Raw genomic sequence first — 24,610 nt, 5'->3', positions numbered from 1 at the left:
TAGGAGGGTATACCTTGCGAAACAATTTTTCGCATAGCAGGCCAGCATGACCACACATACTCGCATCCGTAAATTCAACACCAAAGAAACCTATCCCAATCAGGCACTGGATAACGATCTCTGTCAGGCGGTGCGCGCAGGCAATACCGTGTATGTCCGTGGGCAGATTGGCACCGACTTTGCGGGCAACCTGGTAGGATTAGGCGATCCCGCCGCGCAAGCCGAACAGGCGATGAAAAACGTTAAACAGCTACTGGAAGAAGCGGGCAGCGATTTATCGCATATCGTCAAAACCACCACTTACATCATTGATCCCCGCTATCGCGAGCCGGTGTATCAGGTGGTCGGCAAATGGCTGAAAGGTGTGTTCCCGATCTCCACCGGTTTGGTGATTTCCGGTTTAGGTCAGCCGCAATGGTTGATGGAAATCGATGTGATCGCGGTTATTCCTGACGACTGGCAAGCGGAATAAGAGGCGCGAAACGATGACGTTATCCATTGTGGGACGCTGCGACGCAACCGGTCAAATCGGCATTGCCATTAGCTCATCCAGCATTGCGGTAGGCGCACGTTGCCCATGGCTACGCGCGGCAGTGGGCGCAGTATCAACCCAGAACATTACCTTACCCGCGCTAGGCCCGCGCATTCTTGATCGCCTGCAACAAGGCGACACCGCAGAAGCCGCGCTCAGAGCCGGACTCGCCAGCGACGACTATTCCTCTTATCGCCAGGTGACGGTGTTAGCCGCCGATGGCCAAGCGGCCTGCTTTAGCGGCGACAAAACGCTGGGCATTCATAACGCGCAAACCGGTCATCACTGTATTGCGGCGGGCAATCTGCTGGCTAATCCTGAGGTGATTCCGGCGATGGTAAGCGCCTTCGAACAGCATTCCGGTCATTTAGCCGAGCGCTTAATGGCGGCGATGCAAGCGGGCATGCAGGCGGGCGGGGAAGCGGGGCCGGTGCACTCTTCTGCCTTGTCGATCGTTGATGATCAGGTGTGGCCGATTGTCGATCTGCGTGTTGACTGGACGGATGGCGAGCCAATTAGCGAACTCGTCCAGTTGTGGCTGGCTTATCAACCGCAAATGAACGATTACGTGACGCGCGCCATTGATCCAACGCAGGCACCCAGTTATGGCGTGCCGGGCGACGAGTAGGAGTTTCCATGTTTACCAGCCGACAACTGCTTGAAAAGCTGGTGGCGTTTGACACCACCAGCCGTGAATCCAACCTGGCATTGATCGATTTCGTCTGGCGTTACCTGAATGATTTGGGTGTAAGCGGTGAGCTAATTCACAACGCGGAACGCAGTAAAGCCAATTTGTATGCACGTCTTGGACCCGCTGGCGATGGCGGCGTGATGCTCTCCGGCCACAGCGATGTGGTGCCGGTGGAGGGACAAAACTGGAGCGTGCCACCGTTCACGCTCACCGAACGTGACGGCAAGTTATACGGGCGCGGCACTGCTGATATGAAAGGTTACATCGCCTGCATGCTGGCGGCAGTGCCCCATTTTCTGGCACAGCCGCTAAAGCAGCCGCTGCATCTGGCAATCTCCTATGACGAAGAGGTCGGCTGCCTGGGCGTGCGCACCTTGTTGGAGGCGCTGTCGCAGCGCCCGGAAAAGCCGTCAATCTGCCTGATTGGTGAACCCACTGAATTGCAACCGGTGCTCGGTCATAAGGGAAAACTGGGTGTGCGCTGCGAAGTGAAGGGCGCGGCTTGTCATTCTGCCTATGCGCCGCAGGGTGTCAATGCCATCGAATATGCTGCGAAGCTTGTTCATCAATTAACGGCGATCGGCGAGCGCCTTGCGCAGACTGAACAACATGACACACGTTTTGATCCCCCTTTTACGACGGTGCAAACCGGCATTATCCGTGGCGGCACTGTATTGAACATTGTGCCCGCTGAATGTGTTTTTGATTTTGAAGTGCGCACCTTGCCACAGCATGACGCGCAAGCCGTTGCCGCTGAGATCGAGACCTTCGCGCAATCAGAGCTGGTGCCGCGTATGCAGGCCGTCGCAGTGGACAGCGCGATCCGTTTTTATCCTATCAGTGGCTATCCCGGGTTATTAACCGATGCGCAAAGTGACGCTGCGCGATTGATCGCCTATCTCACTCAATCCAGCGACTTCAGCACGGTAGCCTTTGGCACCGAAGGCGGCTTGTTCCACCAGGCCGGTATTCCCAGCGTGATTTGTGGGCCTGGCAGCATGGCGCAAGGTCATAAACCCGACGAATTCATCAGCATCGCTCAGTTGGATGCCTGTGACGCCATGATGCAGCGCTTAGCCGCATGGATGAGTCAATAATTACTGTGACAACGTCACACCAATTGCTTTGGAGAGTTCATGGTTAGTGCAGAAATCACCCGATTGCCACAGCCCGATATGCCGCGCGCCGCAGTGAAAAGCAGCAACATCGCCGTACAATTAGATGGCGTGCTGAAAAAGTTTGGCGACGCTATCGCGCTGCACAAAATTTCCCTGACTATTGAGGAAGGGGAATTTATTACCCTGCTCGGCCCCTCGGGCTGCGGCAAAACCACGTTGCTCAATTTGATGGCCGGTTTTGCTGAAGCAGATGGCGGCGAGATTTTTATTGATGGCGAATTGGTCACGGAAATCCCCCCTTACCAGCGTGAAATCGGCATCGTGTTCCAGAACTACGCGCTGTTTCCGCATATGACGGTGGAAAAAAATGTGGGTTATGGTCTGCGTATGCGCGGGGTGCCAAAGGCCGAAATCGCGGAGCGCGTTGAGCAAGCATTAGCGTTGGTCAAACTGGCGGGTTACGGCCATCGCAAACCGCGTGAACTCTCCGGCGGACAACAGCAGCGTGTGGCACTGGCGCGTGCGCTGGTGATCCGTCCAAAAGTCTTGTTGCTGGATGAGCCATTTTCCGCGCTAGACAAGAATCTGCGTTTATCGATGCAGGTCGAGCTGAAAGCCATCCAGCGTAAGTTAGGCGTCACCACGGTGTTTGTCACCCACGATCAGGGCGAAGCGCTTAGCATGAGCGATCGTGTGGTGGTGATGTCAGCGGGGCATGTGCGCCAAATCGGTACACCGGATGAAATCTATCGCCAGCCGCGCGATCCGTTTGTGGCGGGCTTTGTCGGTGACGTCAACATCTTGCCTGGACGTTATGCCGGGCGCGATCACGCTGCGGTGCTTGAGCTGGGCGGCAATGTGCTGCGTCTGCCGGCAGAGCGCGTGCAGGCGAGCGTTGGCGAGCGACTCGATGTGTATGTGCGTCCGGAAAACATTCAATTGGGGCCGCTCTCTTCGCACTGTTTCCTGAGCGCCACGGTGATCACCCATGTGTTTCAGGGCGATCACGTTGATGTGCATCTTGATGTGCCAGCGCTCGGCAGCGCCTCGCTGTTTGCGCGCCAGTCGGGTCTGGAATCCCTAACCCGCTGGCCAGTGGGTAGCGTAGTGGGCATCACCTTTGATGATGAAGGCGTGTGCGCCTTTACCGCCGCTAAGCAAGGATAAGATCCGATGGTGCCTGAAATGATGAACGCGGTAATTGCCCGCCAGCCGGGCGGCGCAGAGGTGTTAACGGTGGTAGAACGTACAGTGCCACAACCTGCGGCGGGTGAAGTATTGATTCGCGTCGCCAGCGCGGGTGTTAATCGTCCTGACATTATGCAGCGTAGCGGCATGCCAATCCCACCGGGCAGCTCAGATGTATTCGGTCTGGAGGTAGCAGGTAACGTGGTGGCGTTAGGTGCAGGGGTTAGTGGTTTCACCATCGGCGACGCAGTAATGGCGCTGCTGAACGGTGGCGGTTATGCCGACTATTGCGTGGCGCGCGCTGAATTGTGTTTGCCGGTGCCCGATAATCTGCCGTTGTCGCATGCAGCGGGCATCCCCGAAGCGGCATTTACTGTGTGGCACAACCTGTTTGAGCTGGGCCGTTTAGCCCCCGGTGAAACCGTGCTGATTCACGGTGCCGCCAGCGGTGTTGGCACCTTTGCCATCCAATGTGCGCACGCCTGTGGTGCACGTGTGGTGGCCACCGCAGGCGGTGCCGACAAAATTGCGGCGCTGCAACAGCTTGGCGTCTGGCGCGCCATCGATCGTCATAAAGAGGATTTTGTCGCGGTGATTGCAGCGGAAACCGCAGGGCAAGGCGTGGATGTGGTGCTGGATAACGTGGGTGGTGATTACGTGGCGCGTAATCTTAGCGTGTTAGCGCAAGGCGGACGTCATGTGAGCTTGTCATTTATGCAGGGTGCGAAGATCGAGCTCGATCTGCAATTGGTGATGCGTAAAGGACTGAGTTTGACCTCTTCCACGCTGCGCCCCAAAAGTGCTGCTGAAAAGGCGCGCCTGGCAACGTGCATCCGTAAACATCTGCTGCCGCTGATCGTAGCAGGCAAAATCAAACCCACGCTGCATCAAATTTTGCCGCTGGCGCAGGCAGCGGACGCTCATCGTATCCTCGAGGCCAACGCCAACATTGGCAAAGTGTTGCTGAGCGTGGATCAGTAGGGAGCGTTGGCATGATGCAACTGTTTTACGCCACCACCTCTGCCTATGTGCGTAAAGTGATGGTGACTGCGCATTGTCTTGGGCTCATGAATGAGATTGAGCTTCTGGATTCGGCGGCGCATCCGGTTGAACGTGATGAGCGCATCGCCATCGTTAATCCGTTAGCCAAAGTGCCCGCACTGCGAACCGAACAAGGGGCATGTCTGTACGACAGCCGCGTGATATGCGAATACCTCAATGCCCGCGCGAAGGGCGACTTAATCCCGTCACAGGGTGATGCGCGCTGGTTGAGTTTGTCGCGCCAGGCATTGGGCGACGGTTTGATCGATGCCGCCTTGCTGGCGCGTTACGAGTTCAGTGCCCGCCCATTGGAAAAGCAGTGGCAAGGCTGGGCCGATGCTCAGCTGAAAAAAGTCCATGCGGCGCTACGGGAAATTGAGTGTCAGGTTGCGGGTTTTAGTACGCAGCCTGATGACGTGGGTTTGATTGCCATTGGCTGCGCGCTCGGTTATCTCGATTTTCGCTTCGATGTTCTTAACTGGCGGGCAAACCATCCGCGGACTGCCGCGTGGTTCGCCCTGTTCGATGCCCATCCCGCGATGGCCGCCACGCGCCCGCATTGATCGCCATTAATCGTCATTTGGTCACCCTTTCGGGCGACAACTGCACAGTGACTCAGGAGCTCAGATGACACAGCAGATTTTTTTTCTTAACGGCCCGAACGCTAACCTGTACGGCATGGACAAGAACGGCACTTACGGCAGCGAAAGCTTTGCCAGCATTGATGAACGCTGCCAGCGCCGGGCAGCATCACACAACATCACACTGCAATTTCGCCAAAGCAATCACGAAGGCGTGCTGGTTGACTGGATTCAGGAAGCGCGTCAGCAGGCTGCCGGATTGATCATTAACGCCGCCGGTTTAACCTACAGTTCGGTGCCGATTCTCGATGCATTGCTGATGTTTGATGGCCCGATCATCGAAGCGCACATGAGTAACATCTGGAAACGCGAGCCGTTCCGCCATCATTCACTGGTATCAAAAGCCGCCACTGGCGTGATTGCAGGCTTGGGCGTGATTGGTTACGAACTGGCAATAGATGCGGTAGTTGAGTTGATCAAGGCGAATGCGGCATGAGTATTTTGGTCTTTTACAGCGAGTTCGACAGTTTTGAACAGTGGTCAGCGTTGCTCGCACTGCATCTGCCGGGCGTAACGCTTTGTCGGGCGGAAGAGGTGCAAAACGATGATGAGGTGCATTTCGCGTTGGTGTGGAAGCCGCCGCACGGTTTTTTCGCCCCTTATCGCAACCTGAAACTGCTTATAAATCTGGGCGCGGGCGTTGATTCGCTGGTCGGGCGCGATGATTTACCGGATATCCCTATTGTTCGTTTGTCTGACCCGCATATGGCGCGGATGATGGCCAGCTTCGTGCTGTTTGCCGTGCTGCGTTATGTGCGTGACATTCCGGCTTTTGAGCGGGCACAACGTGAACGACGCTGGCATTACCTGCATCCGCGTTCGCCGGAAACCGTGCGCGTTGGCGTGCTGGGATTGGGTGAATTGGGCGCGCACGCCGCGCAGGAGCTGGCGCGCCAGGGATTGGATGTGCGCGGCTGGTCACGATCGCAGAAAACCATCGATGGCATTATCTGTAGCAGCGGAATAGACGCGCTGGATGCTTTCCTCGCCAGCAGCGATATTTTGGTAGTGATGCTGCCGCTCACGCCGCAAACCCAGGGCTTACTGAGTGCTGAACGACTGGCACGGTTACCGCACGGCTGCGCGTTTATCAATGTGTCGCGCGGAGCGATTGTTGATCAGGCGGCGTTAACGCAGGCGTTGCAGCGTGGACAGATCGCCGAGGCGACGCTGGATGTGTTTGACCGCGAACCGTTGCCGCCCGAAGATGCGTTGTGGGGTATGGATAATGTATTGATCACGCCGCATCTGGCTTCGGTTGCCATTCCGGCCAGCGCGGCATCGCAGGTCGCCGCGAATATCCAGCGCGCCGCACGCGGCGAAGCGGTATTGCATCAGGTCTTCCCGCAGCAGGGGTATTAACCGTTGGTCGCCATTCATGGCGACCAGGGATCTCACGCTACTCGCACCACTTGCGGATCGAAATAACTCGGAGCCGCCATGCCGGGAATGTATTGGTCGGAAATAAACATGCGGCAACGCTCGGCAAAAGCGCTTACCACCCTGGATTGCTGTACCTGCGCCATGGTGGCATAACCCAACTGCATCGCCTTATTAACCCCCGCCAACCGCACGCGAATCAAGCGTTTACCATCCTGCGACATATGCGCTTTAGGTCGTACGTTAGCGATACCAAAGCCGACACCGTTGGCCACCATCGCGCGCACCGTTTCCATGCTGCTGGAGCGCATCACCACATTCGGCGTCACCCCGGCTTCGCTGAACAAGCCAAGAAAATACTCACGACTCCACGGCATATCCAGCAGCACCATCGGCGCTGCAGCCAGATCCTGCATCGAAACCGCGGACTGTGTGGCGAACGGATGATGCTCGCCCACCATCACGTAGGGCGGCAGTTGCGCCAGCGACTGGAAAGTCACATCGCTGGCGGGCACCAAATCATAGGTGAGGGCGATATCGATATCCGCTGAGCGCAGCTGTTTTAACAGCAACTCATGATTACCTTCCACCAGCGAGATACGCACGCCGGGAAAGGCGCGGCCGAAGCCAAACACCAATTCCGGCGTCAACATTGGCGCTAACGTATCGAGGCAACCAACACGCAGCGGGCCGCGTACGTTGTTCATTGATTCCGATGCAATGGTGTAAAGGTTCGACATCTGTTCGAGGATCAGTTTGGCCTCTTTTAATACCTGGTGGCCGATTGCGGTGAGTGAAACGCCCTGGGCATGGTGACGCACAAACAGCTGCACGCCAAGCTCAGACTCAATGTGGGTGATGGCGGCGGAAATCGACGGAGAGGAGACGTGAATACGCTCCGAGGCGCCAATAATGCTGCCCGCTTCACCGGAAGCGACAAAATATTCCAGCTGACGCTGGGTGATGCGACTGAGCATGCAGGTTCTCCTGAGATCGCTGACACGCTCATGTCGCGTCAGTCATTCTAATAAGGTCGATTCAACTCAAGCATTTCTCATGCCAAATTCCGACTTACAGCATAATCACCTGTCAATGCGCCAGCGACCATTCGCGTCTGCCTCACTCCTGCTTCAGAAAATCCTTGTTAAGCAGGCCACTTTTTTAGCCTCAGAAATCCTGATGCAACAGCGAGGGAAATGCTGTTTTACCCAATCTCACCGCAACGGCATTATCGCTTCAACACCCGAGAGCCGCCTTCGCACTGTTTTAGAGCATTGCGACGCGATGGACCAGACGGTGGTGCAAAGCAGCGACAACAGCCATTTCATTCATTGGGGACAAGAATATGTTGCGTAAGATAGGTGCCTTAACGTTATTGACCACGTGTGTATTAAGCGCAGGGAATGCAGTGGCCGCAGATAAGCTTATTGTCAGCACCTGGGGTGGCAGCTTTAAGGATCTGATTGATCAAACTATCGCCAAAGAGTTCACCAAAGAAACCGGCGTAGAAGTGCAGTTCGTCACCGGTGGCACCATCGATCGTTTGAACAAAGCGAAGCTGGCGGGCGGTTCGCCGGAAACTGACGTCACCTTTACCACCGCGCATGTCGGTTACCTGTATGCCAACAGCGGCCTGTTTGAAAAGCTCGACATGAACAAAATCCCTAACGCGGTGAATCTGGTACAGCAGGCCAAAGTCAGCCCGTATCACCTTGGCGTGTGGGGCTACGTTTACACCATCGGTTACCGTCCAGATTTAGTGCCGAAGGGCGAAGAATTTACCAGCTGGAACGATCTGTGGCGTCCGGAACTGAAGAGCTCGATTGCGCTGCCAGATTGGGATCCGAGCCATATCATCGCGGTGTCCGCCAAACTTTCTGGCTCGGATGCAGCGCATTGGGAACAAGGCCAGTCCAGGCTGAAAGCGCTGATCCCGAACATCAAATCCTTCTATACCGATGATGCCAACAGCCAGCAGCTGATCTCCACAGGTGAAACGCCGGTACAGGTGATGCTGTCGATGAACGCCTACAGCATGATTGCAGAAGGCGTCAACATTAAGCTGGCAGTGCCAAAAGAGGGCGCGATTTTGGGCGTCGATACCGTCGGTATCAATAAAGGCAGCAAACATGCGGAACTGGCCTACAAGTTCATAAATATCGCGCTGAAACCGGAAATCCAGCAGGAAGTGGCGAAAATTTATCGCGGCAGCCCAACGGTGACCAATGCGCATATCGATCCAGAACTGGCGAAGCTCCCTGGCATGCTGACCACGCCTGAGCAGTGGAATGCCACCATCAACACCGATCCGCAACTGCGCGCGGAGAAAACCGCCGAGTGGCGGCAGTGGTTCTCTGAAAACATCATGTCACATTGATAAATAGCGGCGGCCGATTGGCCGCCCGGTGAGTCGCAACACTTTATTCAGGCAGCAACGTCTATGACGAAAAAACCGACATTCTTACCCTGGTTCATTATCCCCGCCACGTTCACGGCGCTTGGGCTGGTGGTGGCCATGTTTGCCGTGATGCAGTTTAGCGTGCGGGCCTATATTCCAGGATCGCTTGATGTAGGCGGATTCACGCTGGCGAACTTTAACGGTCTATTCAAGAAAATCTATGCCGATGCGTTTATCAACACGGTGATGCTCAGTGCAAAAACGGCGATTTTTGGGCTGCTGATGAGTTATCCGCTGGCGTATGCGCTGGTGAGAACGCGCACCACCTGGATCAAATCCACCATCTTGATTATCGCCATTACGCCGCTGTTTCTCGGCGAAGTGGTACGGACATATTCGTGGATCATCGTGCTGGGTAATAGCGGCTTCCTCAATAGCTTGCTGCTGGCGATGGGTCTGATAAACAAGCCGATCCAGTTTATGTTTACCCAAACCGGCGTGGTAGTCGCGCTGGTGCACGTGACCATGCCAATCATGGTGATGATGCTGGCGACTGCGCTGTCGCACATTAATCCTGATTATGAGAAAGCCGCCACCAGTCTGGGGGCAGGGCCGATTCGCACCTTGATGACGGTGACCATTCCGTTGTCGATTCCCGGTATCGTTTCCAGCCTGACCACCGCGTTTGCCTGGACGTTCAGCGCCTTCGCTACGCCGCAACTCATTGGTGGTGGACGCGTCAGCACCGTGGCTACCATGGTGTATCAACTGGGCTTCTCTTCAATGAATTTTCCGTTTGCCGCTGCGCTCAGCATTGCTGGTTTGATTTTGACCATTCTGCTGCTGATGGCGCTGAAACGTATGAGCCGCTTCCTCAATGCGATGGGAGACCACTGAAATGACCCGATCCCTCAACGACAAACTGATTACCCTGGCGGGACGCTCGCTGGTGATTGCGATTTTGTTGTTCGTGTTGCTGCCAACCATTGTGGTGTTGATCTCTTCCTTCAGCAGCACCTCGGTGCTGTTCTTCCCACCGAAAGGCTGGTCGCTGCGTTGGTTTGAGCGTGCGGTTAACTACGATGACTTCCGCCAGGGCTTCTATTCGGGGTTGATTGTGACAGCATGGGCCTCAACGCTGGCGGTAATTATTGGCGCCACGCTGGCGATTGCCATTGAACGTTACACTTTCCCCTGTAAACAGGTGCTGGAAGGCGTGCTGTTGTCACCGCTGTTTATTCCGCACTTCACCATTGGCCTCGGCTTACTGATGCTGGTCTCGCAGTTGGGCATTGGACGCGGTTATTCACTGGTGATCTTCTGCCATGTTGTGCTGGTGCTGCCATTTGTGCTGCGCAGCGTGTATGTGTCGCTGAAAAACCTTGAGCAACGTATTGAAATGGCGGCTGCAAGCCTCGGCGCTTCGCCGTTGCGCGTGGTATGGACCATAACCGTGCCGTTGATTTTGCCGGGCTTGTTTGGCGGTTGGTTATTTGCCGCAATTCTCTCCTTCAACGAATTTACCGCTTCGCTGTTTATTACCACGCAAGCGACGCAGACCTTACCGGTGGCAATGTACAACTATGTGCGTGAATTTGCCGACCCAACGCTGGCTGCACTGTCGGTTATTTATATTGCCGTAACGGCGACGATGTTAATTATCGCGAATAAGTTTTTAGGCTTGGGGAGAATATTGAACGTCGAAGCAGGGCATTAATGTATTCGCACGGAATGCTGTGCTTATTGAATAGCACAGCATTTATTAATCTGAATAGTAGTCATCCGGCACCTGATTACTCTTTTCCATGAAAAGATCGGGGTCGATCATCTTTAGGGATCTCACATGTCAGTAGAAAAAATTAATACCGTGGTGGTCGGAGCGGGTCAGGCAGGTATTGCGATGAGTGAACATCTGTCGTTAATGGGCGTGCCACATGTGGTGTTAGAGCGTAGCCGTATTGCTGAACGCTGGCGTTCAGAACGTTGGGATTCATTGGTTGCCAATGGCCCAGCCTGGCACGATCGTTTTCCTTCAATGAAATTCGATAATATTTCCCAGGAAGCGTTCCCACCGAAAGAGCGAATGGCGCAATATTTCGAAGACTACGTAAAAATGCTCGATGCGCCGGTGCGTACCGGCGTGGAAGTCCATTCGGTTGAGCGTCTACCAGAACGTAGCGGTTTTAAGATACTGACGTCGGCCGGTGAATTTGAAGCTGACAATGTGGTGGCGGCTACCGGTCCTTTCCAGAAACCCGCTTTTCCACAGATCGTGCCGGAAAGCGCTGCGCTGCATCAGATCCATTCATCGGCGTATAAAAATCCGCAGCAGCTGCCGCAGGGCGGCGTGCTGGTGGTGGGCGCAGGTGCTTCAGGCTCACAAATTGCGGAAGAGTTGCGTAAATCTGGCCGTGAAGTGACGCTCTCCATCGGCGAACATTACCGTCCGCCACGTTCCTATCGTGACCGCGATTATTGCTGGTGGCTGGGCGCGCTGGGCTTATGGGATGAAGTCAAAATCAAGCCGAAGAAACAGCACGTTGCTTTTGCCGTGAGTGGTTATGAAGGTGGCAAAACGGTCGATTTTCGCCGACTGGCGCACATGGGCATTACGTTGGTGGGGATCACCAAAACCTGGGATGACGGCGTGCTGAGCTTCGCTGAGGGTATAATGGACAATATTGCGGAAGGCGACAAAGCGTATTTCGACGTACTGCGTGATGCCGATGCTTATATTGAGCGTAATGGCCTGGACTTACCGCCCGAGCCGCAAGCATGGGAATTATTGCCAGATCCAGAATGTTTAATTAATCCATTATCAGAACTGGATCTACAGGCCGCAGGTATTACCAGCATTATCTGGGCCACCGGTTTTAAATTTGATTTTAGTTGGCTGAAAGTGGATGCCTTTGATGCTAATGGTGCGCCATTCCATAAACGCGGTATTTCCGCCGAACGGGGTATTTACTTCCTTGGCTTGCCCAATCTGGTAAATCGCGCATCATCGTTTATTTATGGCGTATGGCACGATGCCAAATATATTGCCGACCATGTGGTTTTACAAAACGCCTACACCGATTATAAAAAGTCGTAAAAATCTCCGTGAGATCGCCGTTAATGGCGCCCCTACAAAAGACAATAAAAAAGCCGGACAGTGTCCGGCTTGATTCACTTCTTGCGGGAATTACAGCGCCATATCCTGTTTGCCTGATTCAGTACGCGGCTTAGCCTGCGTTGGCGCAACCGTCTGATCACCCATGTTGATGACCGGCGGCTTGGTCAACAGCAGCGTCGCTGCGGTGTTGTCCCAAACTTGCTGCGTCAGCGCGGTGTTGCCGTTCAGCTTCTGGCCGAAGCTTGGCACGATAGCGCGGATCTTCTGCTGCCACTCTGGCGAAGCGAACTGCTCTGGGAACAGCTTCTTCATCACGTCGAGCGTAATGGGTGCAGCAGTCGATGCGCCCGGTGACGCGCCCAACAGTGCCGCCAGGGTTTTCTGCTGATCGGTCACGATTTCGGTACCCAGTTTCAGCAAGCCACCTTTTTCGGCATCTTTCTTGATGATCTGCACACGTTGACCTGCCTGAATCAGTTTCCAGTCCTCTTTACGCGCGTTTGGATAGTACTCTTTCAGCGCAGCAAAACGGTCGTCGTCATTCAGCATCACCTGACCAATCAGGTATTTCACCAGGTCGAAGTTGTCGATGCCAACATGCGTCATCGGTATAATGTTGCTGGTGGTGGTCGCGCTCAGCAGATCGAACAGCGAACCGTTTTTCAGGTACTTGGTGGAGAAGGTGGCGAAAGGTCCAAACAGCACCACTTTCTTACCGTCGAGGGTACGTGAATCGATGTGTGGAACCGACATCGGTGGCGCACCCACAGAAGCCTGACCGTATACTTTTTCCAGGTGACGATTAGCGATCTCTGGGTTCTCGGTCATCAGGAACGAACCGCCGACCGGGAAGCCGCCGTAATTATCTGCTTCCGGAATGCCGGTTTTCTGCAGCAGCTTAATCGCGCCGCCGCCTGCACCGATGAACACGTATTTCGCATCAACTGAACGCTTATCGCCGCTCTTCACATCTTTGATGGTGACGTGCCACGAGTTATCACTGTTACGCTTGAAATCAGTGACTTCTGACGAGGTTTCCAGCTTGAAGTTCTGATCTTTCTTCAGGCTACCGATCAGCTGACGGGTGATTTCACCGTAGTTAACATCGGTGCCGACTGGCGTCCAGGTTGCCGCAACTTTCTGGTTCGGGTCACGACCTTCCATCACCAGCGGCGCCCATTGCTGGATCTGCTGATGATCGGTAGAGAATTTCATGCCCTGGAACAGGGTGGTTTTCTGCAGCGCATCGTAACGCTTCGTCAGGTACTCGACGTTTTTGTCGCCCCAGACGAAGCTCATGTGCGGCGTAGAGTTAATGAAGGAGTGCGGATCGTGCAACACACCGCGCTGCACCTGCGACGTCCAGAACTGGCGCGAAATCATGAAGGATTCGTTAATTTCCAGCGCTTTGCTAACGTCGATTGAACCGTCTGCACGCTCAGGCGTGTAGTTCAGCTCCATGTTAGCAGAGTGACCCGTACCGGCGTTGTTCCAGCCGTTGGACGATTCCAGCGCGACGCCGTCCAGCTTCTCAACCATCAGCTGTTTCCAGCCCGGTTGCAGCTCTTGCAGCCAGGTGCCGAGCGAGGCGCTCATGATGCCGCCGCCAATCAGCAGAACGTCAGTTTTTTCTGGTGCGTCTTCAGCGCGAACCGCTGATGAGACAAGCAGCGCTGCCAGCGATAGTGCAGACACGATCTTTTTGGTGTGAGTCATTCCAGTCCTACTTATTATGCAATGCAGGTGAACGTTAAAAATTCGGTTTGCACATTAAGAGATTGTTACGGAATGATTAACTTGTTTTTAGTTAATAAAGTATTGGTGTTAATTAATTAACTTAAAAAAATAAAATAGCGTGAAATATAAGCAGAAGGGGGAATTAATCGGAGATAAACCGCTTAAGCTGCGCGGTTATTCTTTATATCGGTAGACGCGACTTAGGTCAAATAAAACTCCTGCTATTTTACGCACATTGCGTAGCGCGATGTTTCTGCCATTCGTGGCGACCAACTTACCTACTGCACATTTCATAAAACATCACTTCACGAAGCGTGTTCGTTCCCCGCGCACAAACTGATTTACCCTAACGTCTCTAATGACTTGTTTTACTTTTCGCGTGGGCAACGGCATGGCTAACAAAACACTGTATGAAAAACTGATCGATCAGCATGTGGTTCGTAAGTTAGATGACGAAGGGCATGTGCTGCTCTATATCGATCGCTCGATTCTCAATGAGTACACCAGCCCGCAGGCGTTTAGCGGCCTGCGCGATCACCAGCGTCTTGTGCGCAATCCGGGCACCATTTTGCTGAATGTCGATCACGTTAACCCAACGCGCCCCGAGCGTGATGAGGCGATGACCGACGCGGGCGGTCAGTTACAAGTCGATTACTTTCGCCAGAACGCCGCGCATTTTGGCATCGAATTGTTCGATGTGCTTGACCCGCGTCAAGGCATCGAACACGTCGTCGCACACGAGCAAGGCCTGGTAATGCCCGGTATGGTGATTGCCGCAGGCGACAGCCATACCACCACTTACGGCGCGTTTGGCGCGCTCGGTTTCGGCATCGGCACCTCGGAAATCGAGCACCTGCTGGCGACGCAAACCCTGATTTATCGCACCCTAAAAACCATGCTGGTGACGGTGAGCGGTGAGCTGCCTTTTGGGTGTTCGGCGAAGGACATCATCATGGCGCTGATCGAGCAGATTGGCGCATCAGGCGCGACCGGATTTGCCATTGAATTTGCCGGTGTTGCCATCGAAGCGCTGAGCATGGAAGGGCGCATGACGCTGTGCAACATGGCAGTGGAAGCCGGTGCGCGCGGTGCGATTATCGCGCCGGATGAAAAAGTGTTTGCCTATATCGCCGGCAAACCGCAAATGCCGACCGGCGAGCTGTGGCAGCAGGCCGTTGCGGAGTGGCGCGATTTACGCAGCGATGAGGACGCGCGCTTCGATAGCCGCATCGCCATCAACTGCAGCGATCTTGAACCCAAAGTGACATGGGGAATCAGCCCGGATCAAGCCAGTGCCATTACCGGCCACGTGCCCGACCCGGCGCAGGAAACAGATGCGGTGAAACAGCAGACGCTGCGGAGCGCGCTGCAATATATGGGGCTGGAACCCGGCACGCCGTTAGCGGAGATCGCCATCACGCATGCCTTTATTGGTTCCTGCACCAACGGCCGCATTGAAGATCTACGCGCTGCCGCTGCGATTATCGACGGACACAAAATCGCCCCGCACGTACGCGGCATTATCGTGCCGGGATCGACACAGGTGCGTCAGCAAGCAGAAGCGGAAGGTTTAGCCGCGATTTTCGTCAACGCCGGTTTCGAATGGCGTCAATCAGGCTGCTCAATGTGCCTGGCGATGAACGAAGATGTCTTAGCGCCCGGCGATCGCTGTGCATCCGGCACCAACCGCAATTTCCCTGGCCGCCAGGGCGCGGGTGCGCGCACGCACTTAATGAGCCCGGCGATGGTCGCCGCCGCCGCGATTGCCGGCCATCTGGTTGATGTCCGCAAATTCATGACTGCAGAGGTTTGAGATGGAAGCATTTAACAACATGACGGGCACGCTGGCGCCACTACCGGCGGCCAATATTGATACCGATGTGATCATGCCAAAGCAGTTTCTCAAAGGCATCGATCGTAAGGATTTAGATCGCGGTGTGTTCTTCGACCTGCGCTTCCTGCCCGACGGCCGCCCAAATCCCGCTTTCATTCTTAATCAAGCCGGTTGGGAAAACGCCACCTTCTTACTGGTGGGCGCCAATTTCGGCTGTGGATCCAGCCGCGAACATGCGGTGTGGGGACTTAATCAGCTCGGCATCCGCGCCATTATCGGCACCAGTTTTGCCGGCATCTTCGACGATAACTGCCAGCGCAATGGCGTTTTGACGCTGACGTTATGCGAAAAGGATTATCAGCGCCTGAGCGAGGTTGCGAACAATGCCGCCAGTAATCGCATTACCGTGTCGCTGGAACAACAGGCAATCCTCTTTAATAATCAACGCATTGCCTTTTCGATCAGTGCCTTAAAACGCGAGATGTTATTGGGCGGCGGCAGCGCGGTGGACTGGACGTTGCAGTACGAATCCGACATTACACAGTTTGAAGCGCAGCATTTTGCTCAGCGTCCGTGGCTGAAGCGCGATCAAATCCAACAGCACGCACCAGCATGAGTGAGATTATGCCACGCGGTGATTCACCCTTTATCAGCGGCTTTACGCTGAGTGATGTGCGTCTGGCGAACGGCGTGACGCTGCGCGTTGCGATGGGCGGCGAAGGTCCGCCACTGCTGATGCTGCACGGACATCCGCAAAATCATCTGGCGTGGCGCAAAATTGCACCGCAGCTGGCGCAGCAGTATCGCGTAATCCTGCCGGATCTGCGCGGTTACGGTGACAGCGACAAGCCGCCGAGTGATGATACGCATCGCGCTTACTCGAAACGGGTGATGGCGCAGGATATCAGCCTGTTAATCGAGGCGTTGGGATTGGAGCGCGTGGCATTTGTCGGGCACGATCGCGGTGCGCGCGTGGGCCATCGGCTGGCGCTTGATCATCCGGAAAAACTTTCCTGCTGCGTGTTTATTGATATTGCGCCGACCGCGACCATGTACGCCTTAACCAACAAGGCGTTTGCCACGCGCTATTTCTGGTGGTTCTTCCTGATTCAACCTTATCCATTACCTGAAACCCTGATCGGCCACGATCCGGCATTATTCCTGCGTAAACACATTGATGGGCAATTAAAAACGCCGGGCGCCACCGAGGAGGTCATCTTCAACGATTACCTGCGCTGTTATCAAAATAAAGAGATGATTCACGCGGTGTGCGAAGATTATCGCGCCGCGGCGACGATTGATTTAGACGATGATGCGCAGGACAGCGCTAAACGCATTGAAGCGCCGCTTCTGTTGTTATGGGGAGAAAAGGGCACGGTTGGCCAGTTATATAACGTGGTGGAAACCTGGCGGGATAAAGCGCGCAATATTCAGGGCAACGCATTACCTTGCGGTCATTCACCGCATGAGGAAGTGCCTGAACTGTTTTTAAGTCAGCTTCAGTGCTTTCTGGATTCTGTGTTATAACCGGCTAAATTTCGCTAACGCCGTGATGGTGATGAAAATACTGCTTGCCGGAAAAAGTTATCAGAAGCCGCTTCAGGGTTGGCCGTCAGTCGAAGATCTGTATGTCTTTATCAGCGTAGCGCGCTATGAAGGTTTTGGCCGCGCTGCGATTGAGCTCGGCCAGTCGCCATCCTACATCAGCAAGCGGATTGCCATCCTCGAAAAGCAGTTGGAAACCCGGCTGTTTTTCCGCACCAACCGCGTGATGCGCCTGACGCCAGAAGGTGAAAAGGCGCTGGAAGGTGCGTTGCACGTGGTGCACGAAATGGATTCCTTCCTGAATAACTTTCAGCAGTGGCGCGGCGAATTAACCGGCGATTTGACTGTGGCCTGTTCATTTGGCTTTGGCCAGGATTATTTGTCCGATGCGATTGCCGAATTTATGACGCGTCATCCGTCACTGAACATCAAATTGATGCTCAGCGATCGCGATATTGATTTATTGCAGTCAGGCACTGACGTCGATATTCGGGTGGGTGATGATGTGAATCACTCTTACATTGCACGAAAATTAGCCGCCAATCGGCGCATTCTTTGTGCTACTGCAGATTACTTAGCCCGGTCACGTCCGCTGGAGACGCTGGATGATTTAATCGATCACAGCTGTCTTATTATTAATGAAAATAATAATACCTTTGGGCATTGGACGTTAACGGACGGCGAAAATAAAATCGTTTGTCGCCTGAATAGCCATTACTCATCTAATAGCGGGAAAGTGATTCTGAATTGGGCATTAAAATCGCACGGGATTGCGTTGCGTTCTGTGTGGGATGTGGCGCCGTATTTAAGCGAAAACCAATTGCTGCACGTATTACCGCAATGGTATCAGGAAGCGAATGTCTGGGCGGTTTACACCCAGCGTGCGTCTGAATCGCCGCGCATTAAAGTGTTTATTGATTTTCTTGTCGACTATTTTGCAGAAAAAAGCCTGCCGATGATGAAGGGTAAATTATAAATACCCTAAATAATTCGAGTTGCAGGAAGGCGGCAAGTATGTGAATCCCAGGAGCTTACATTAGTAAGTGACTGGGGTGAACATGCGCGGCCAACGCTCCTGCAACTTGAAGTATGACGGGTATTAACATTAGCCATAAGCCACTTTGCTATTGATGTGATAAAGGGTGGCAGTGGCGGCCATGACGTGCTGACCATCGTGCGCCGGTTCGTGGGATTCCACTTCGGTGATGTGATAACCCACCGCACCGGCAGCAACGGCTTTCTGCACAAAGGCGTCATTCAGCTCTTCCATTGAAGTCGCCCAGCTCACCGAAGTAAAGCCTACCGGATGAATCGATGAAAGTTCGCGATGGGTTAAATCGCCGCGAATTAAAACCGGTTTAACAGATTGCGGTGTGAAAATAGATATTACGTCATTAATTAATTGTTTCATGGCGATACTCCTCGCAAATAATAACTGAGCCAATGGCCGCAGCTACGAATCTTTCAATTGTTGGTAATGTGCTGACACCCTAAATGTTTACGGCGAGTGATGATTGCCGGTGAAGTTAATAAACACCTTTTCAAGTTAAGCGTTTTAGCTTTAATTGCTAATTAGATGTTAAGAAAGATTCAGCCACAACTCATTCAACCTTACGCGACTATTTTTGCATCTGGTTACATTTGGTGTGTTAACCCTAACAGTCGACAGGAAGTTGAATATAAAGCCTGATCGTAGCGGCGCGATTTATCGCGCAATGAACTGCGCCGCTACAATCCCTGCGCTTTATGTCATCGGCAGATTAAAATTCGCGCTGCCCGCCCAATTCAATGACTCGATTCGGCGGGATATTGAATTGCTCATGTGCGCGCTGCGCATTGCGCTGGCAGAAGTGGAAAATACCGCCTTTAATGCGCATCAAACCTTTTCTCTTCTTCATCACCAGCGTGTCGTGCGAGGTAAAGAACGAGGCTTCATTGACGGTACAACCCAATCCTTCCAACCCGCACAAATGCAGGATCTCGGCCATCGATGGCGTCTCGCGCCAGCCGTAAGCGGCGGTCACCTGCCAGAACGTTGGCGACAATTGAGTGATGCTCAGACGCTTCTGGTTATAGACGCGCGGGATATCGGTAGTGCGAATATGCAGCAGCACCACACGTTTATGCAGCACGCGGTTGTGTTTAAGGTTATGTAACAGCGCCTGCGGAATCTCATGCTCTTTACGTGAGAGGAAGATTGCGGTGCCCGGCACACGACTGGGCGGATGGGTTTCCAGCGATCGCACCAGCGCCTGCAGGCTCTCAGGATCGTTATTCAACTTGCGGATTAGGCGATTACGCTCGCTGCTCCAAATGAGCATCAATCCCATCATGCTCAGCGCCAGCAGCACCGGCACCCAACCACCGGACAGCAGTTTCATCAGGTTGGCGCTGAACAGCGGCACATCTATGCTTAACATACACAGCAGGAAAACCAGCGCCACCGGCAGCGGCCACTTCCAGTTACGCAGCGCTACCACGCCCGCCAGACAAGCGGTGATCACCATTGTGCCGGTCACCACAATGCCGTACGCCGAAGAGAGCGCCGAAGATTGTCGGAACGCCAGCACAATCACCGTCACCGCGACAAACAGCAGCCAGTTCACCACCGGAATATAGATCTGACCGGATTCCGTGTGCGAGGTGAAGATGATGCGCATCGGCGGCAGAAATCCCTGACGGATCGCCTGATGCGTCAGCGTATACACGCCGGTAATCACCGACTGCGCGGCGATCACCGTGGCCAGCGTTGACAGCACAATCAGTGGGATCTGTCCCCAACCCGGCGCGAGATTAAAGAACGGATTATTGAGAGCCTGCGCATCGGCAATGACCAGCGCGCCCTGCCCAAAGTAGTTGAGCACCAGCGCGGGCATGGCGATCACCAGCCAGGCCATGCGAATCGGCGCTTTGCCCAGATGTCCCATATCGGCGTACAGCGCCTCCGCGCCGGTCACCGCCAGCACCACCATGCCCAGCGCGGCAAACGACAGCGCTTTGTGGCTAAGCAGGAACGTCAGCGCATAGGAGGGATTCAGCGCGTAAAGCACTTCAGGATTAAGCAGGATGCCGCGAATGCCTAACAGGGCAATCGACACAAACCAGACAAACATCACCGGGCCAAAAACCTTACTGACCTTCTCGGTGCCGTGTTTTTGAATCATAAACAGTAGCGTGAGAATCGCCACTGCCAGCGGCACCACATATTTATCCAGCTCAGGTGACACCACTTCGATACCTTCGATCGCCGACAGCACCGAAATCGCCGGTGTGATCACGCCATCGCCGTAGAAGAACGCGCCGCCAATCAAGCCCGCTAACACAATGATGTGCGAGGCTTTCGGCCCAACATGCTGGCGTGCCAGCGACATCAGCGTTAATACGCCGCCTTCGCCATCATGATCGGCGCGCATCACAAAGCAGACGTATTTCAGCGTCACGATCAGCGTCAGCGCCCAGAAAATCAGCGACAAAAATCCCATCACTGCGGTGGTGGAGACGGCGCCATTAGGCAAAATGGAGAGGCACTCTTTAAGGGTATAAAGCGGGCTGGTGCCGATATCCCCAAACACGATCCCCGCGGCCGCCAGCATGCCAGCAGGCAAGGACTGTTTTTCACTTTGACTCATAGATTTCCTGTGGTTTATCAGGGTTGAGGCTAATGAGGGCGAACATACCTGTTTGCGATCGAAGCGAACAGTGGCAGGCGAATTTACGTACAGCATTTTTACGCGTAACGCCGATATTTTTACACCATTTTTATATCGCGCTCATTTTTCACGCTGAGCGTAGTGGAATATTTGACTGCGCACTGAGGCCCAAATATCACATTTGAACATATATAAACCAATGCTCACTGGAGCGGTTTTACCCGCAGGAAAGCACAGGGCATTTATTCATCATTTACCCACGCGAGCATAGATTCTAGCCAGCTAAATGCACAGTTTTTCCTGTAACGAACCGGTGGGTTAAAAAATATGAATACAGTACTCATAACGGGTGCAACTGGATTTTTGGGCGGTGCGGTCGCGGTTAATCTGCTCAAGAAAAGTGATCATTACCGACTACTTTTATTAGTGCGGGCTAATAGTCAAGCTGCAGGATTAGAGCGAATTAAGGAAAACCTGATTAAATTTGGCGTTGAAGCCGGTCAATTAAACAGGCTCACCCACGAGAACATCTTAATAGGCGATCTTGCTGAGCCGGAACGGTTTATTGACGATGCGCGCTTGACCAAGGTTACGCATGTGCTTAACTGCGCCGCTGTCGCCTCTTTTGGCGCGAATCCCCTCATCTGGAAAGTCAATGTAGAAGGCACCTTCGCATTTGCCAGTCGTATGGCGCGGGTGAAAGGGCTCAAGCGCTTTGTGCATGTCGGTACCGCTATGTCGTGTGCGCCCGAAGCCAATTCGCTGGTGGTGGAAAGTGAGTTGAATACGCTGCGCGAACAACACGTTGTGGAATATACGTGGAGTAAAGCGACGGTTGAAAGAATGATGAGCGAGATGTTACCTAATCTGCCCTTAGTCATCGCGCGACCATCCATTGTGGTGGGGCATTCGGACTGTGGCTGTGCGCCGTCCCCAAGCATTTTTTGGGTATTTCGCATGGTGCTCACGTTAGGCAAATTTATGTGTGAGCTGAATGACCGTATCGATGTGGTGCCGGTCGATTACTGTGCCGATGCGCTGGAGTTGTTATTGACGGCTCCCAACGTGGAGAAAACGATTATTCATATTTCAGCGGGCGAAAATAGCAGCGTCACGTTTGCCGAGATTGATCGGGCGATGGCACAAGCCTCGGGACACGTTGCGGTGGCCGAAACGTATCAGAAAGTGAATTACCGTGAACTGGCAGCGAGCAGGAGCTCATTTTCTACCCTGTTTGGTCCCTGTAATGAACGCATCTTATTACGCGCCATGAATCTGTATGGACATTTTTCAAAACTGAATGTGGTGTTTAGCAATGAAAAATTGCTGGAGCTGGGTATGCCGCCATCGTCAAAGTTTACTGACTATTTGCATCATTGTGTCGCTTCAACGCGTAATGCAACTATTGCGGAGCTGATGGAGGTCGATTTTAAATAAGCTGAAACTGCGCAGTTAATATCTGCGCAGTTTTCGCCGAATTACCAGCCTTTAATAATATCGCCTTTGTAGATCTCGTTGGCTTTATCCAGCACTTCCTGTGACTGGAAGGCTTGTTTCAGCTTCTGCACGTTGGCGCTGTCTTTATTATCTTCACGCGCCACAATCGCATTCACATAAGGCGAGGCTTTGCCTTCCATAAACATGCCGTCACGCGAGGCAGAGAGATTAACCAGCGCGGCGAAGTTGTTGTTGATGATCGAAAGATAAACCTGCGGATCGTCCAGCGTACGCGCCAGCTGCGGCGTATCCACCTCAACAATTTTCAGCTTCTTCGGATTGTCGGTGATATCCAGCGTGGTTGGCAGCAAGCCCGCTTCGGGTTTCACTTTGATCAAGCCCTGCGCCTGCAACAGCAGCAGGCTGCGGCCGAGCGTGGTAGCTTCGTTGGAGAGGGTCACGGTGGCGCCGTCAGGCAACGCTTTCAGCGATTTAATCTTGCGCGAGTAGCCTGCAATCGGGAACACGAAGGTGTTGGTGACCACGGCGAAGTGGTAGCCGCGCTCTTTGGATTGCATCTCCAGATAAGGCAGGCTCTGGAAGGCGTTGGCATCGACATCTTTGTTGAACAGCGCTTCATTCGGCTGCACATAATCATTGAAGGCCACCACATCGACATCCAGCTGATATTTGTCGTGCGCCACTTGCTTCACGGTATCCCACAGCGCCTGGTCTGGTCCGGTATTAATGGCCACTTTGATTTGATTTTCATCGTCTTTGTTGCAGCCACTAAGCAGCGCCACGGATGCAGCCAGCAGCGTCGTGAGTAAAATTTTCTTCATTGCGCGGATTCCCTTTAAACGTAGGGAACGGACTATAATGGATGTTTAGACGTCTGTACATCCATCCGCAGCGCGTTTGCTTACAATTCGTTCAGGAGAGAGACTTCTGCAAGCAGGCAATATATTTCTCGCCCGACTGCATCACGATCCGCTGCGCGTCAGTGAGAATTTGGCGATGCTCGAATGCGCCGTATAAGCGCGAAAATTTTAGCGCCGCCAGCCGACGCATAATATCGCTGACTGCCGCCGCCGGTAACGGCAGCATATTTGGATAGCTCCACATAAATGACACCGCATCCGCGCCAGGCGCGACTTGCACGATATCGCCACTCAACAGCACGCCGTCATCGTGCGTCCAATGCAATACGCATCCGCCAGCAAAATGTCCGCCAAGACGAATCAGTTTCACTTCCGGCACAATTTCCAGCTCGTCATTTTGCCAAAGATGAATATGCGGGCTGTCGCGCATAATCCATTGACTATCGTTAGCATGCAGATAGATCGGCGCGTCGAATGCCGCTGCCCAATCCTGCATGGTGCTGTAATAGTGCGGATGCGAAATAGCGATGGCGTGAATACCACCGAGCGCGGTAACAATCGCTTTGGTGGCATCATCGAAATTAGCGATGCAATCCCACAGAATATTGCCGTGCGGCGTTTGCAGCAGAAACGCGCGTTGATTAATAGCAAAGCTGGGCACGGTTTGCAGACTGAACACGTTGGCAGCATGCTGCTGCCATTTATTGCAGTGTGTGGCTTGCAGGCTATGCAGTGAAGTCCATTTTTGCCCGCTGGCCGGCACAAACTGTCGTTCATCTTCACATATTTTACAGTGTTCGATTTGACTCTGTTGCTCATCGTAAGATGTGCCGCAGGCGGTGCAGACTTTGATCATCATGAATTCCTCTCGTCTATTTGAGATTCATTCTAGAAGCCGAAATCAGGACGTGCGCAGATCATTACAGATTGTATTGAGGACGTTGCACCGCATTTGGGGTGGAAGAGGAAAGTGGGCATTCCGTAGAGTCGCCATTAATGGTGACCAAGTGCGCATGAATGCGCACCCTACGGAAATCGGGCGTAAATACTGGCATTGTGAAGTTAAAGTTGCGGCTGCAACTGATAAATCCACGCTGTGATCAGCTCGCCATTGCTGGTGGTGACATCAACTTCCACGCGATCGTAGCCATCTTCAAACTCATCGAGCATCGGCCAATGCGGTTCAAGTTTCTCTGAGATAAACAGATAACCCGGCACGCGTGGGCCGTTTTCCTGCAACACAATGCCGGGGAAATCTGCTGCTGCGCCCCAGCCGCGCTCATAAAAGGTGCCAGAAACCGTTCCCGCCAGCCATTCGCCACCGATGTTTTCCAGAATATGCGCATTTGAATGGCCGGGCTGGAGCGTACCGTAAACAAATAAACGTTTCATTTTCCCTCATAAAATCAAGCAAAAGCGTTA

Annotated in this window: 25 protein-coding genes; 18 read left to right on the top strand and 7 right to left on the bottom strand. The window is 53.6% G+C overall.

Annotated features, from left to right (window positions below; translation table 11 throughout):
• Positions 1-46: 46 nt before the first annotated feature.
• From P6287_RS21880 to P6287_RS21845, 8 genes are all read left to right on the top strand, one after another.
• The gene (locus P6287_RS21880; RefSeq protein ID WP_008106850.1) at positions 47-472 is read left to right on the top strand and encodes a RidA family protein; all 426 of its coding nucleotides are present in this window, start codon (positions 47-49) and stop codon (positions 470-472) included.
• Positions 473-485: 13 nt separating this feature from the next.
• Positions 486-1,160 (top strand): DUF1028 domain-containing protein, encoded by a 675-nt coding sequence (locus tag P6287_RS21875; protein WP_277975015.1) that lies wholly within the window; start codon positions 486-488, stop codon positions 1,158-1,160.
• 8 nt (positions 1,161-1,168) lie between these two features.
• On the top strand, positions 1,169-2,320 hold the full coding sequence (gene argE / locus P6287_RS21870; protein WP_277975014.1) for an acetylornithine deacetylase: 1,152 nt from the start codon (positions 1,169-1,171) through the stop codon (positions 2,318-2,320).
• 39 nt (positions 2,321-2,359) lie between these two features.
• Positions 2,360-3,508 carry an ABC transporter ATP-binding protein gene (locus tag P6287_RS21865; RefSeq protein WP_277975013.1) on the top strand — a complete coding sequence of 383 codons (1,149 nt, stop codon included), beginning with the start codon at positions 2,360-2,362 and terminating at the stop codon, positions 3,506-3,508.
• A gap of 6 nt (positions 3,509-3,514) precedes the next feature.
• Positions 3,515-4,510, top strand: coding sequence for an NAD(P)H-quinone oxidoreductase (locus P6287_RS21860; RefSeq protein ID WP_277975012.1), 996 nt, complete (start codon positions 3,515-3,517; stop codon positions 4,508-4,510).
• An 11-nt stretch (positions 4,511-4,521) separates the two neighbouring features.
• A complete protein-coding gene (locus tag P6287_RS21855; RefSeq protein ID WP_277975011.1) occupies positions 4,522-5,133 on the top strand; it encodes a glutathione S-transferase family protein in 612 nt (203 codons plus the stop codon).
• A gap of 64 nt (positions 5,134-5,197) precedes the next feature.
• A complete protein-coding gene (locus P6287_RS21850; RefSeq protein WP_137387340.1) occupies positions 5,198-5,647 on the top strand; it encodes a type II 3-dehydroquinate dehydratase in 450 nt (149 codons plus the stop codon).
• A complete protein-coding gene (locus tag P6287_RS21845) occupies positions 5,644-6,573 on the top strand; it encodes a glyoxylate/hydroxypyruvate reductase A (RefSeq protein WP_277975010.1) in 930 nt (309 codons plus the stop codon). The genes P6287_RS21850 and P6287_RS21845 overlap by 4 nt, the downstream gene beginning before the upstream one ends.
• A 32-nt stretch (positions 6,574-6,605) precedes the next feature.
• On the opposite strand, the gene P6287_RS21840 is transcribed toward P6287_RS21845, so the two are convergent.
• A complete protein-coding gene (locus tag P6287_RS21840) occupies positions 6,606-7,568 on the bottom strand; it encodes a LysR substrate-binding domain-containing protein (protein ID WP_137387342.1) in 963 nt (320 codons plus the stop codon).
• A 79-nt stretch (positions 7,569-7,647) separates the two neighbouring features.
• On the opposite strand from P6287_RS21840, the gene P6287_RS21835 reads away from it, so the two are divergent.
• The 5 genes from P6287_RS21835 to P6287_RS21815 all read left to right on the top strand — a co-directional run bounded on the left by P6287_RS21835 (position 7,648) and on the right by P6287_RS21815 (position 12,083).
• The gene (locus tag P6287_RS21835) at positions 7,648-7,947 is read left to right on the top strand and encodes a hypothetical protein (RefSeq protein ID WP_277975009.1); all 300 of its coding nucleotides are present in this window, start codon (positions 7,648-7,650) and stop codon (positions 7,945-7,947) included.
• Positions 7,937-8,968: a polyamine ABC transporter substrate-binding protein gene (locus tag P6287_RS21830; protein WP_277975008.1), complete on the top strand. Its 1,032-nt coding sequence runs from the start codon at positions 7,937-7,939 to the stop codon at positions 8,966-8,968. The genes P6287_RS21835 and P6287_RS21830 overlap by 11 nt, the downstream gene beginning before the upstream one ends.
• A gap of 63 nt (positions 8,969-9,031) precedes the next feature.
• On the top strand, positions 9,032-9,886 hold the full coding sequence (locus P6287_RS21825; protein ID WP_277975007.1) for an ABC transporter permease: 855 nt from the start codon (positions 9,032-9,034) through the stop codon (positions 9,884-9,886).
• Position 9,887: 1 nt separating this feature from the next.
• Positions 9,888-10,706, top strand: a complete 819-nt coding sequence (locus P6287_RS21820) for an ABC transporter permease (protein WP_277975006.1) — start codon at positions 9,888-9,890, stop codon at positions 10,704-10,706.
• Between the two features lie 126 nt (positions 10,707-10,832).
• The gene (locus P6287_RS21815; protein ID WP_271460450.1) at positions 10,833-12,083 is read left to right on the top strand and encodes an NAD(P)/FAD-dependent oxidoreductase; all 1,251 of its coding nucleotides are present in this window, start codon (positions 10,833-10,835) and stop codon (positions 12,081-12,083) included.
• 90 nt (positions 12,084-12,173) lie between these two features.
• Here the strand turns inward: P6287_RS21815 and mqo are convergent, their stop codons facing one another.
• Positions 12,174-13,820, bottom strand: a complete 1,647-nt coding sequence (gene mqo / locus P6287_RS21810) for a malate dehydrogenase (quinone) (RefSeq protein WP_277975005.1) — start codon at positions 13,818-13,820, stop codon at positions 12,174-12,176.
• 412 nt (positions 13,821-14,232) lie between these two features.
• On the opposite strand from mqo, the gene leuC reads away from it, so the two are divergent.
• Genes leuC through P6287_RS21790 form a run of 4 tightly spaced genes read left to right on the top strand, consistent with a single transcriptional unit; the run spans position 14,233 to position 18,196 of the window.
• Positions 14,233-15,654, top strand: coding sequence for a 3-isopropylmalate dehydratase large subunit (leuC, locus tag P6287_RS21805; RefSeq protein ID WP_277975004.1), 1,422 nt, complete (start codon positions 14,233-14,235; stop codon positions 15,652-15,654).
• A gap of 1 nt (position 15,655) precedes the next feature.
• On the top strand, positions 15,656-16,291 hold the full coding sequence (gene leuD / locus P6287_RS21800) for a 3-isopropylmalate dehydratase small subunit (RefSeq protein WP_277975003.1): 636 nt from the start codon (positions 15,656-15,658) through the stop codon (positions 16,289-16,291).
• The gene (locus P6287_RS21795) at positions 16,288-17,202 is read left to right on the top strand and encodes an alpha/beta hydrolase (RefSeq protein WP_277975002.1); all 915 of its coding nucleotides are present in this window, start codon (positions 16,288-16,290) and stop codon (positions 17,200-17,202) included. The genes leuD and P6287_RS21795 overlap by 4 nt, the downstream gene beginning before the upstream one ends.
• Positions 17,203-17,233: 31 nt before the next feature.
• On the top strand, positions 17,234-18,196 hold the full coding sequence (locus tag P6287_RS21790) for a LysR substrate-binding domain-containing protein (protein ID WP_277975001.1): 963 nt from the start codon (positions 17,234-17,236) through the stop codon (positions 18,194-18,196).
• A 129-nt stretch (positions 18,197-18,325) separates the two neighbouring features.
• Here the strand turns inward: P6287_RS21790 and P6287_RS21785 are convergent, their stop codons facing one another.
• Both P6287_RS21785 and kup read right to left on the bottom strand, forming a co-directional pair.
• Positions 18,326-18,631, bottom strand: a complete 306-nt coding sequence (locus P6287_RS21785) for a DUF1471 domain-containing protein (protein WP_101761538.1) — start codon at positions 18,629-18,631, stop codon at positions 18,326-18,328.
• A gap of 349 nt (positions 18,632-18,980) precedes the next feature.
• Complete coding sequence (kup, locus tag P6287_RS21780) at positions 18,981-20,849, bottom strand: low affinity potassium transporter Kup (RefSeq protein ID WP_137387352.1); 1,869 nt, start codon at positions 20,847-20,849, stop codon at positions 18,981-18,983.
• Between the two features lie 348 nt (positions 20,850-21,197).
• Here kup and P6287_RS21775 point away from each other — a divergent pair, with 348 nt between their 5' ends.
• Positions 21,198-22,307: an SDR family oxidoreductase gene (locus tag P6287_RS21775; RefSeq protein WP_277975000.1), complete on the top strand. Its 1,110-nt coding sequence runs from the start codon at positions 21,198-21,200 to the stop codon at positions 22,305-22,307.
• 41 nt (positions 22,308-22,348) lie between these two features.
• Here the strand turns inward: P6287_RS21775 and P6287_RS21770 are convergent, their stop codons facing one another.
• The 3 genes from P6287_RS21770 to P6287_RS21760 form a co-directional block, all read right to left on the bottom strand.
• The gene (locus tag P6287_RS21770; RefSeq protein WP_101761535.1) at positions 22,349-23,149 is read right to left on the bottom strand and encodes a MetQ/NlpA family lipoprotein; all 801 of its coding nucleotides are present in this window, start codon (positions 23,147-23,149) and stop codon (positions 22,349-22,351) included.
• Between the two features lie 91 nt (positions 23,150-23,240).
• Positions 23,241-24,044 carry an MBL fold metallo-hydrolase gene (locus P6287_RS21765; protein ID WP_277975346.1) on the bottom strand — a complete coding sequence of 268 codons (804 nt, stop codon included), beginning with the start codon at positions 24,042-24,044 and terminating at the stop codon, positions 23,241-23,243.
• A 206-nt stretch (positions 24,045-24,250) separates the two neighbouring features.
• Positions 24,251-24,580, bottom strand: a complete 330-nt coding sequence (locus P6287_RS21760) for a gamma-glutamylcyclotransferase family protein (protein ID WP_101761533.1) — start codon at positions 24,578-24,580, stop codon at positions 24,251-24,253.
• Between the last annotated feature and the right edge of the window lie 30 nt (positions 24,581-24,610).

This window comes from Pantoea sp. X85 (genome assembly GCF_029623675.1).
Lineage (GTDB): Bacteria > Pseudomonadota > Gammaproteobacteria > Enterobacterales > Enterobacteriaceae > Pantoea > Pantoea leporis.
This window is presented reverse-complemented; position numbering and strand designations above follow the sequence as displayed.

Bases quoted from the DNA above. Each gene is read 5' to 3' on its own strand.
- leuC (WP_277975004.1), top strand. From the start codon at position 14,233: ATGGCTAACAAAACACTGTATGAAAAACTGATCGATCAGCATGTGGTT.
- P6287_RS21790 (WP_277975001.1), top strand. From the start codon at position 17,234: ATGAAAATACTGCTTGCCGGAAAAAGTTATCAGAAGCCGCTTCAGGGT.
- P6287_RS21785 (WP_101761538.1), bottom strand. From the start codon at position 18,631: ATGAAACAATTAATTAATGACGTAATATCTATTTTCACACCGCAATCT.
- P6287_RS21765 (WP_277975346.1), bottom strand. From the start codon at position 24,044: ATGATCAAAGTCTGCACCGCCTGCGGCACATCTTACGATGAGCAACAG.
- P6287_RS21825 (WP_277975007.1), top strand. From the start codon at position 9,032: ATGACGAAAAAACCGACATTCTTACCCTGGTTCATTATCCCCGCCACG.
- leuD (WP_277975003.1), top strand. From the start codon at position 15,656: ATGGAAGCATTTAACAACATGACGGGCACGCTGGCGCCACTACCGGCG.
- P6287_RS21875 (WP_277975015.1), top strand. From the start codon at position 486: ATGACGTTATCCATTGTGGGACGCTGCGACGCAACCGGTCAAATCGGC.
- P6287_RS21880 (WP_008106850.1), top strand. From the start codon at position 47: ATGACCACACATACTCGCATCCGTAAATTCAACACCAAAGAAACCTAT.
- P6287_RS21835 (WP_277975009.1), top strand. From the start codon at position 7,648: ATGCCAAATTCCGACTTACAGCATAATCACCTGTCAATGCGCCAGCGA.
- P6287_RS21770 (WP_101761535.1), bottom strand. From the start codon at position 23,149: ATGAAGAAAATTTTACTCACGACGCTGCTGGCTGCATCCGTGGCGCTG.
- P6287_RS21815 (WP_271460450.1), top strand. From the start codon at position 10,833: ATGTCAGTAGAAAAAATTAATACCGTGGTGGTCGGAGCGGGTCAGGCA.
- mqo (WP_277975005.1), bottom strand. From the start codon at position 13,820: ATGACTCACACCAAAAAGATCGTGTCTGCACTATCGCTGGCAGCGCTG.
- P6287_RS21760 (WP_101761533.1), bottom strand. From the start codon at position 24,580: ATGAAACGTTTATTTGTTTACGGTACGCTCCAGCCCGGCCATTCAAAT.
- P6287_RS21860 (WP_277975012.1), top strand. From the start codon at position 3,515: ATGGTGCCTGAAATGATGAACGCGGTAATTGCCCGCCAGCCGGGCGGC.
- P6287_RS21850 (WP_137387340.1), top strand. From the start codon at position 5,198: ATGACACAGCAGATTTTTTTTCTTAACGGCCCGAACGCTAACCTGTAC.
- kup (WP_137387352.1), bottom strand. From the start codon at position 20,849: ATGAGTCAAAGTGAAAAACAGTCCTTGCCTGCTGGCATGCTGGCGGCC.
- P6287_RS21845 (WP_277975010.1), top strand. From the start codon at position 5,644: ATGAGTATTTTGGTCTTTTACAGCGAGTTCGACAGTTTTGAACAGTGG.
- P6287_RS21865 (WP_277975013.1), top strand. From the start codon at position 2,360: ATGGTTAGTGCAGAAATCACCCGATTGCCACAGCCCGATATGCCGCGC.
- P6287_RS21795 (WP_277975002.1), top strand. From the start codon at position 16,288: ATGAGTGAGATTATGCCACGCGGTGATTCACCCTTTATCAGCGGCTTT.
- P6287_RS21775 (WP_277975000.1), top strand. From the start codon at position 21,198: ATGAATACAGTACTCATAACGGGTGCAACTGGATTTTTGGGCGGTGCG.
- P6287_RS21855 (WP_277975011.1), top strand. From the start codon at position 4,522: ATGATGCAACTGTTTTACGCCACCACCTCTGCCTATGTGCGTAAAGTG.
- P6287_RS21840 (WP_137387342.1), bottom strand. From the start codon at position 7,568: ATGCTCAGTCGCATCACCCAGCGTCAGCTGGAATATTTTGTCGCTTCC.
- P6287_RS21820 (WP_277975006.1), top strand. From the start codon at position 9,888: ATGACCCGATCCCTCAACGACAAACTGATTACCCTGGCGGGACGCTCG.
- P6287_RS21830 (WP_277975008.1), top strand. From the start codon at position 7,937: ATGTTGCGTAAGATAGGTGCCTTAACGTTATTGACCACGTGTGTATTA.
- argE (WP_277975014.1), top strand. From the start codon at position 1,169: ATGTTTACCAGCCGACAACTGCTTGAAAAGCTGGTGGCGTTTGACACC.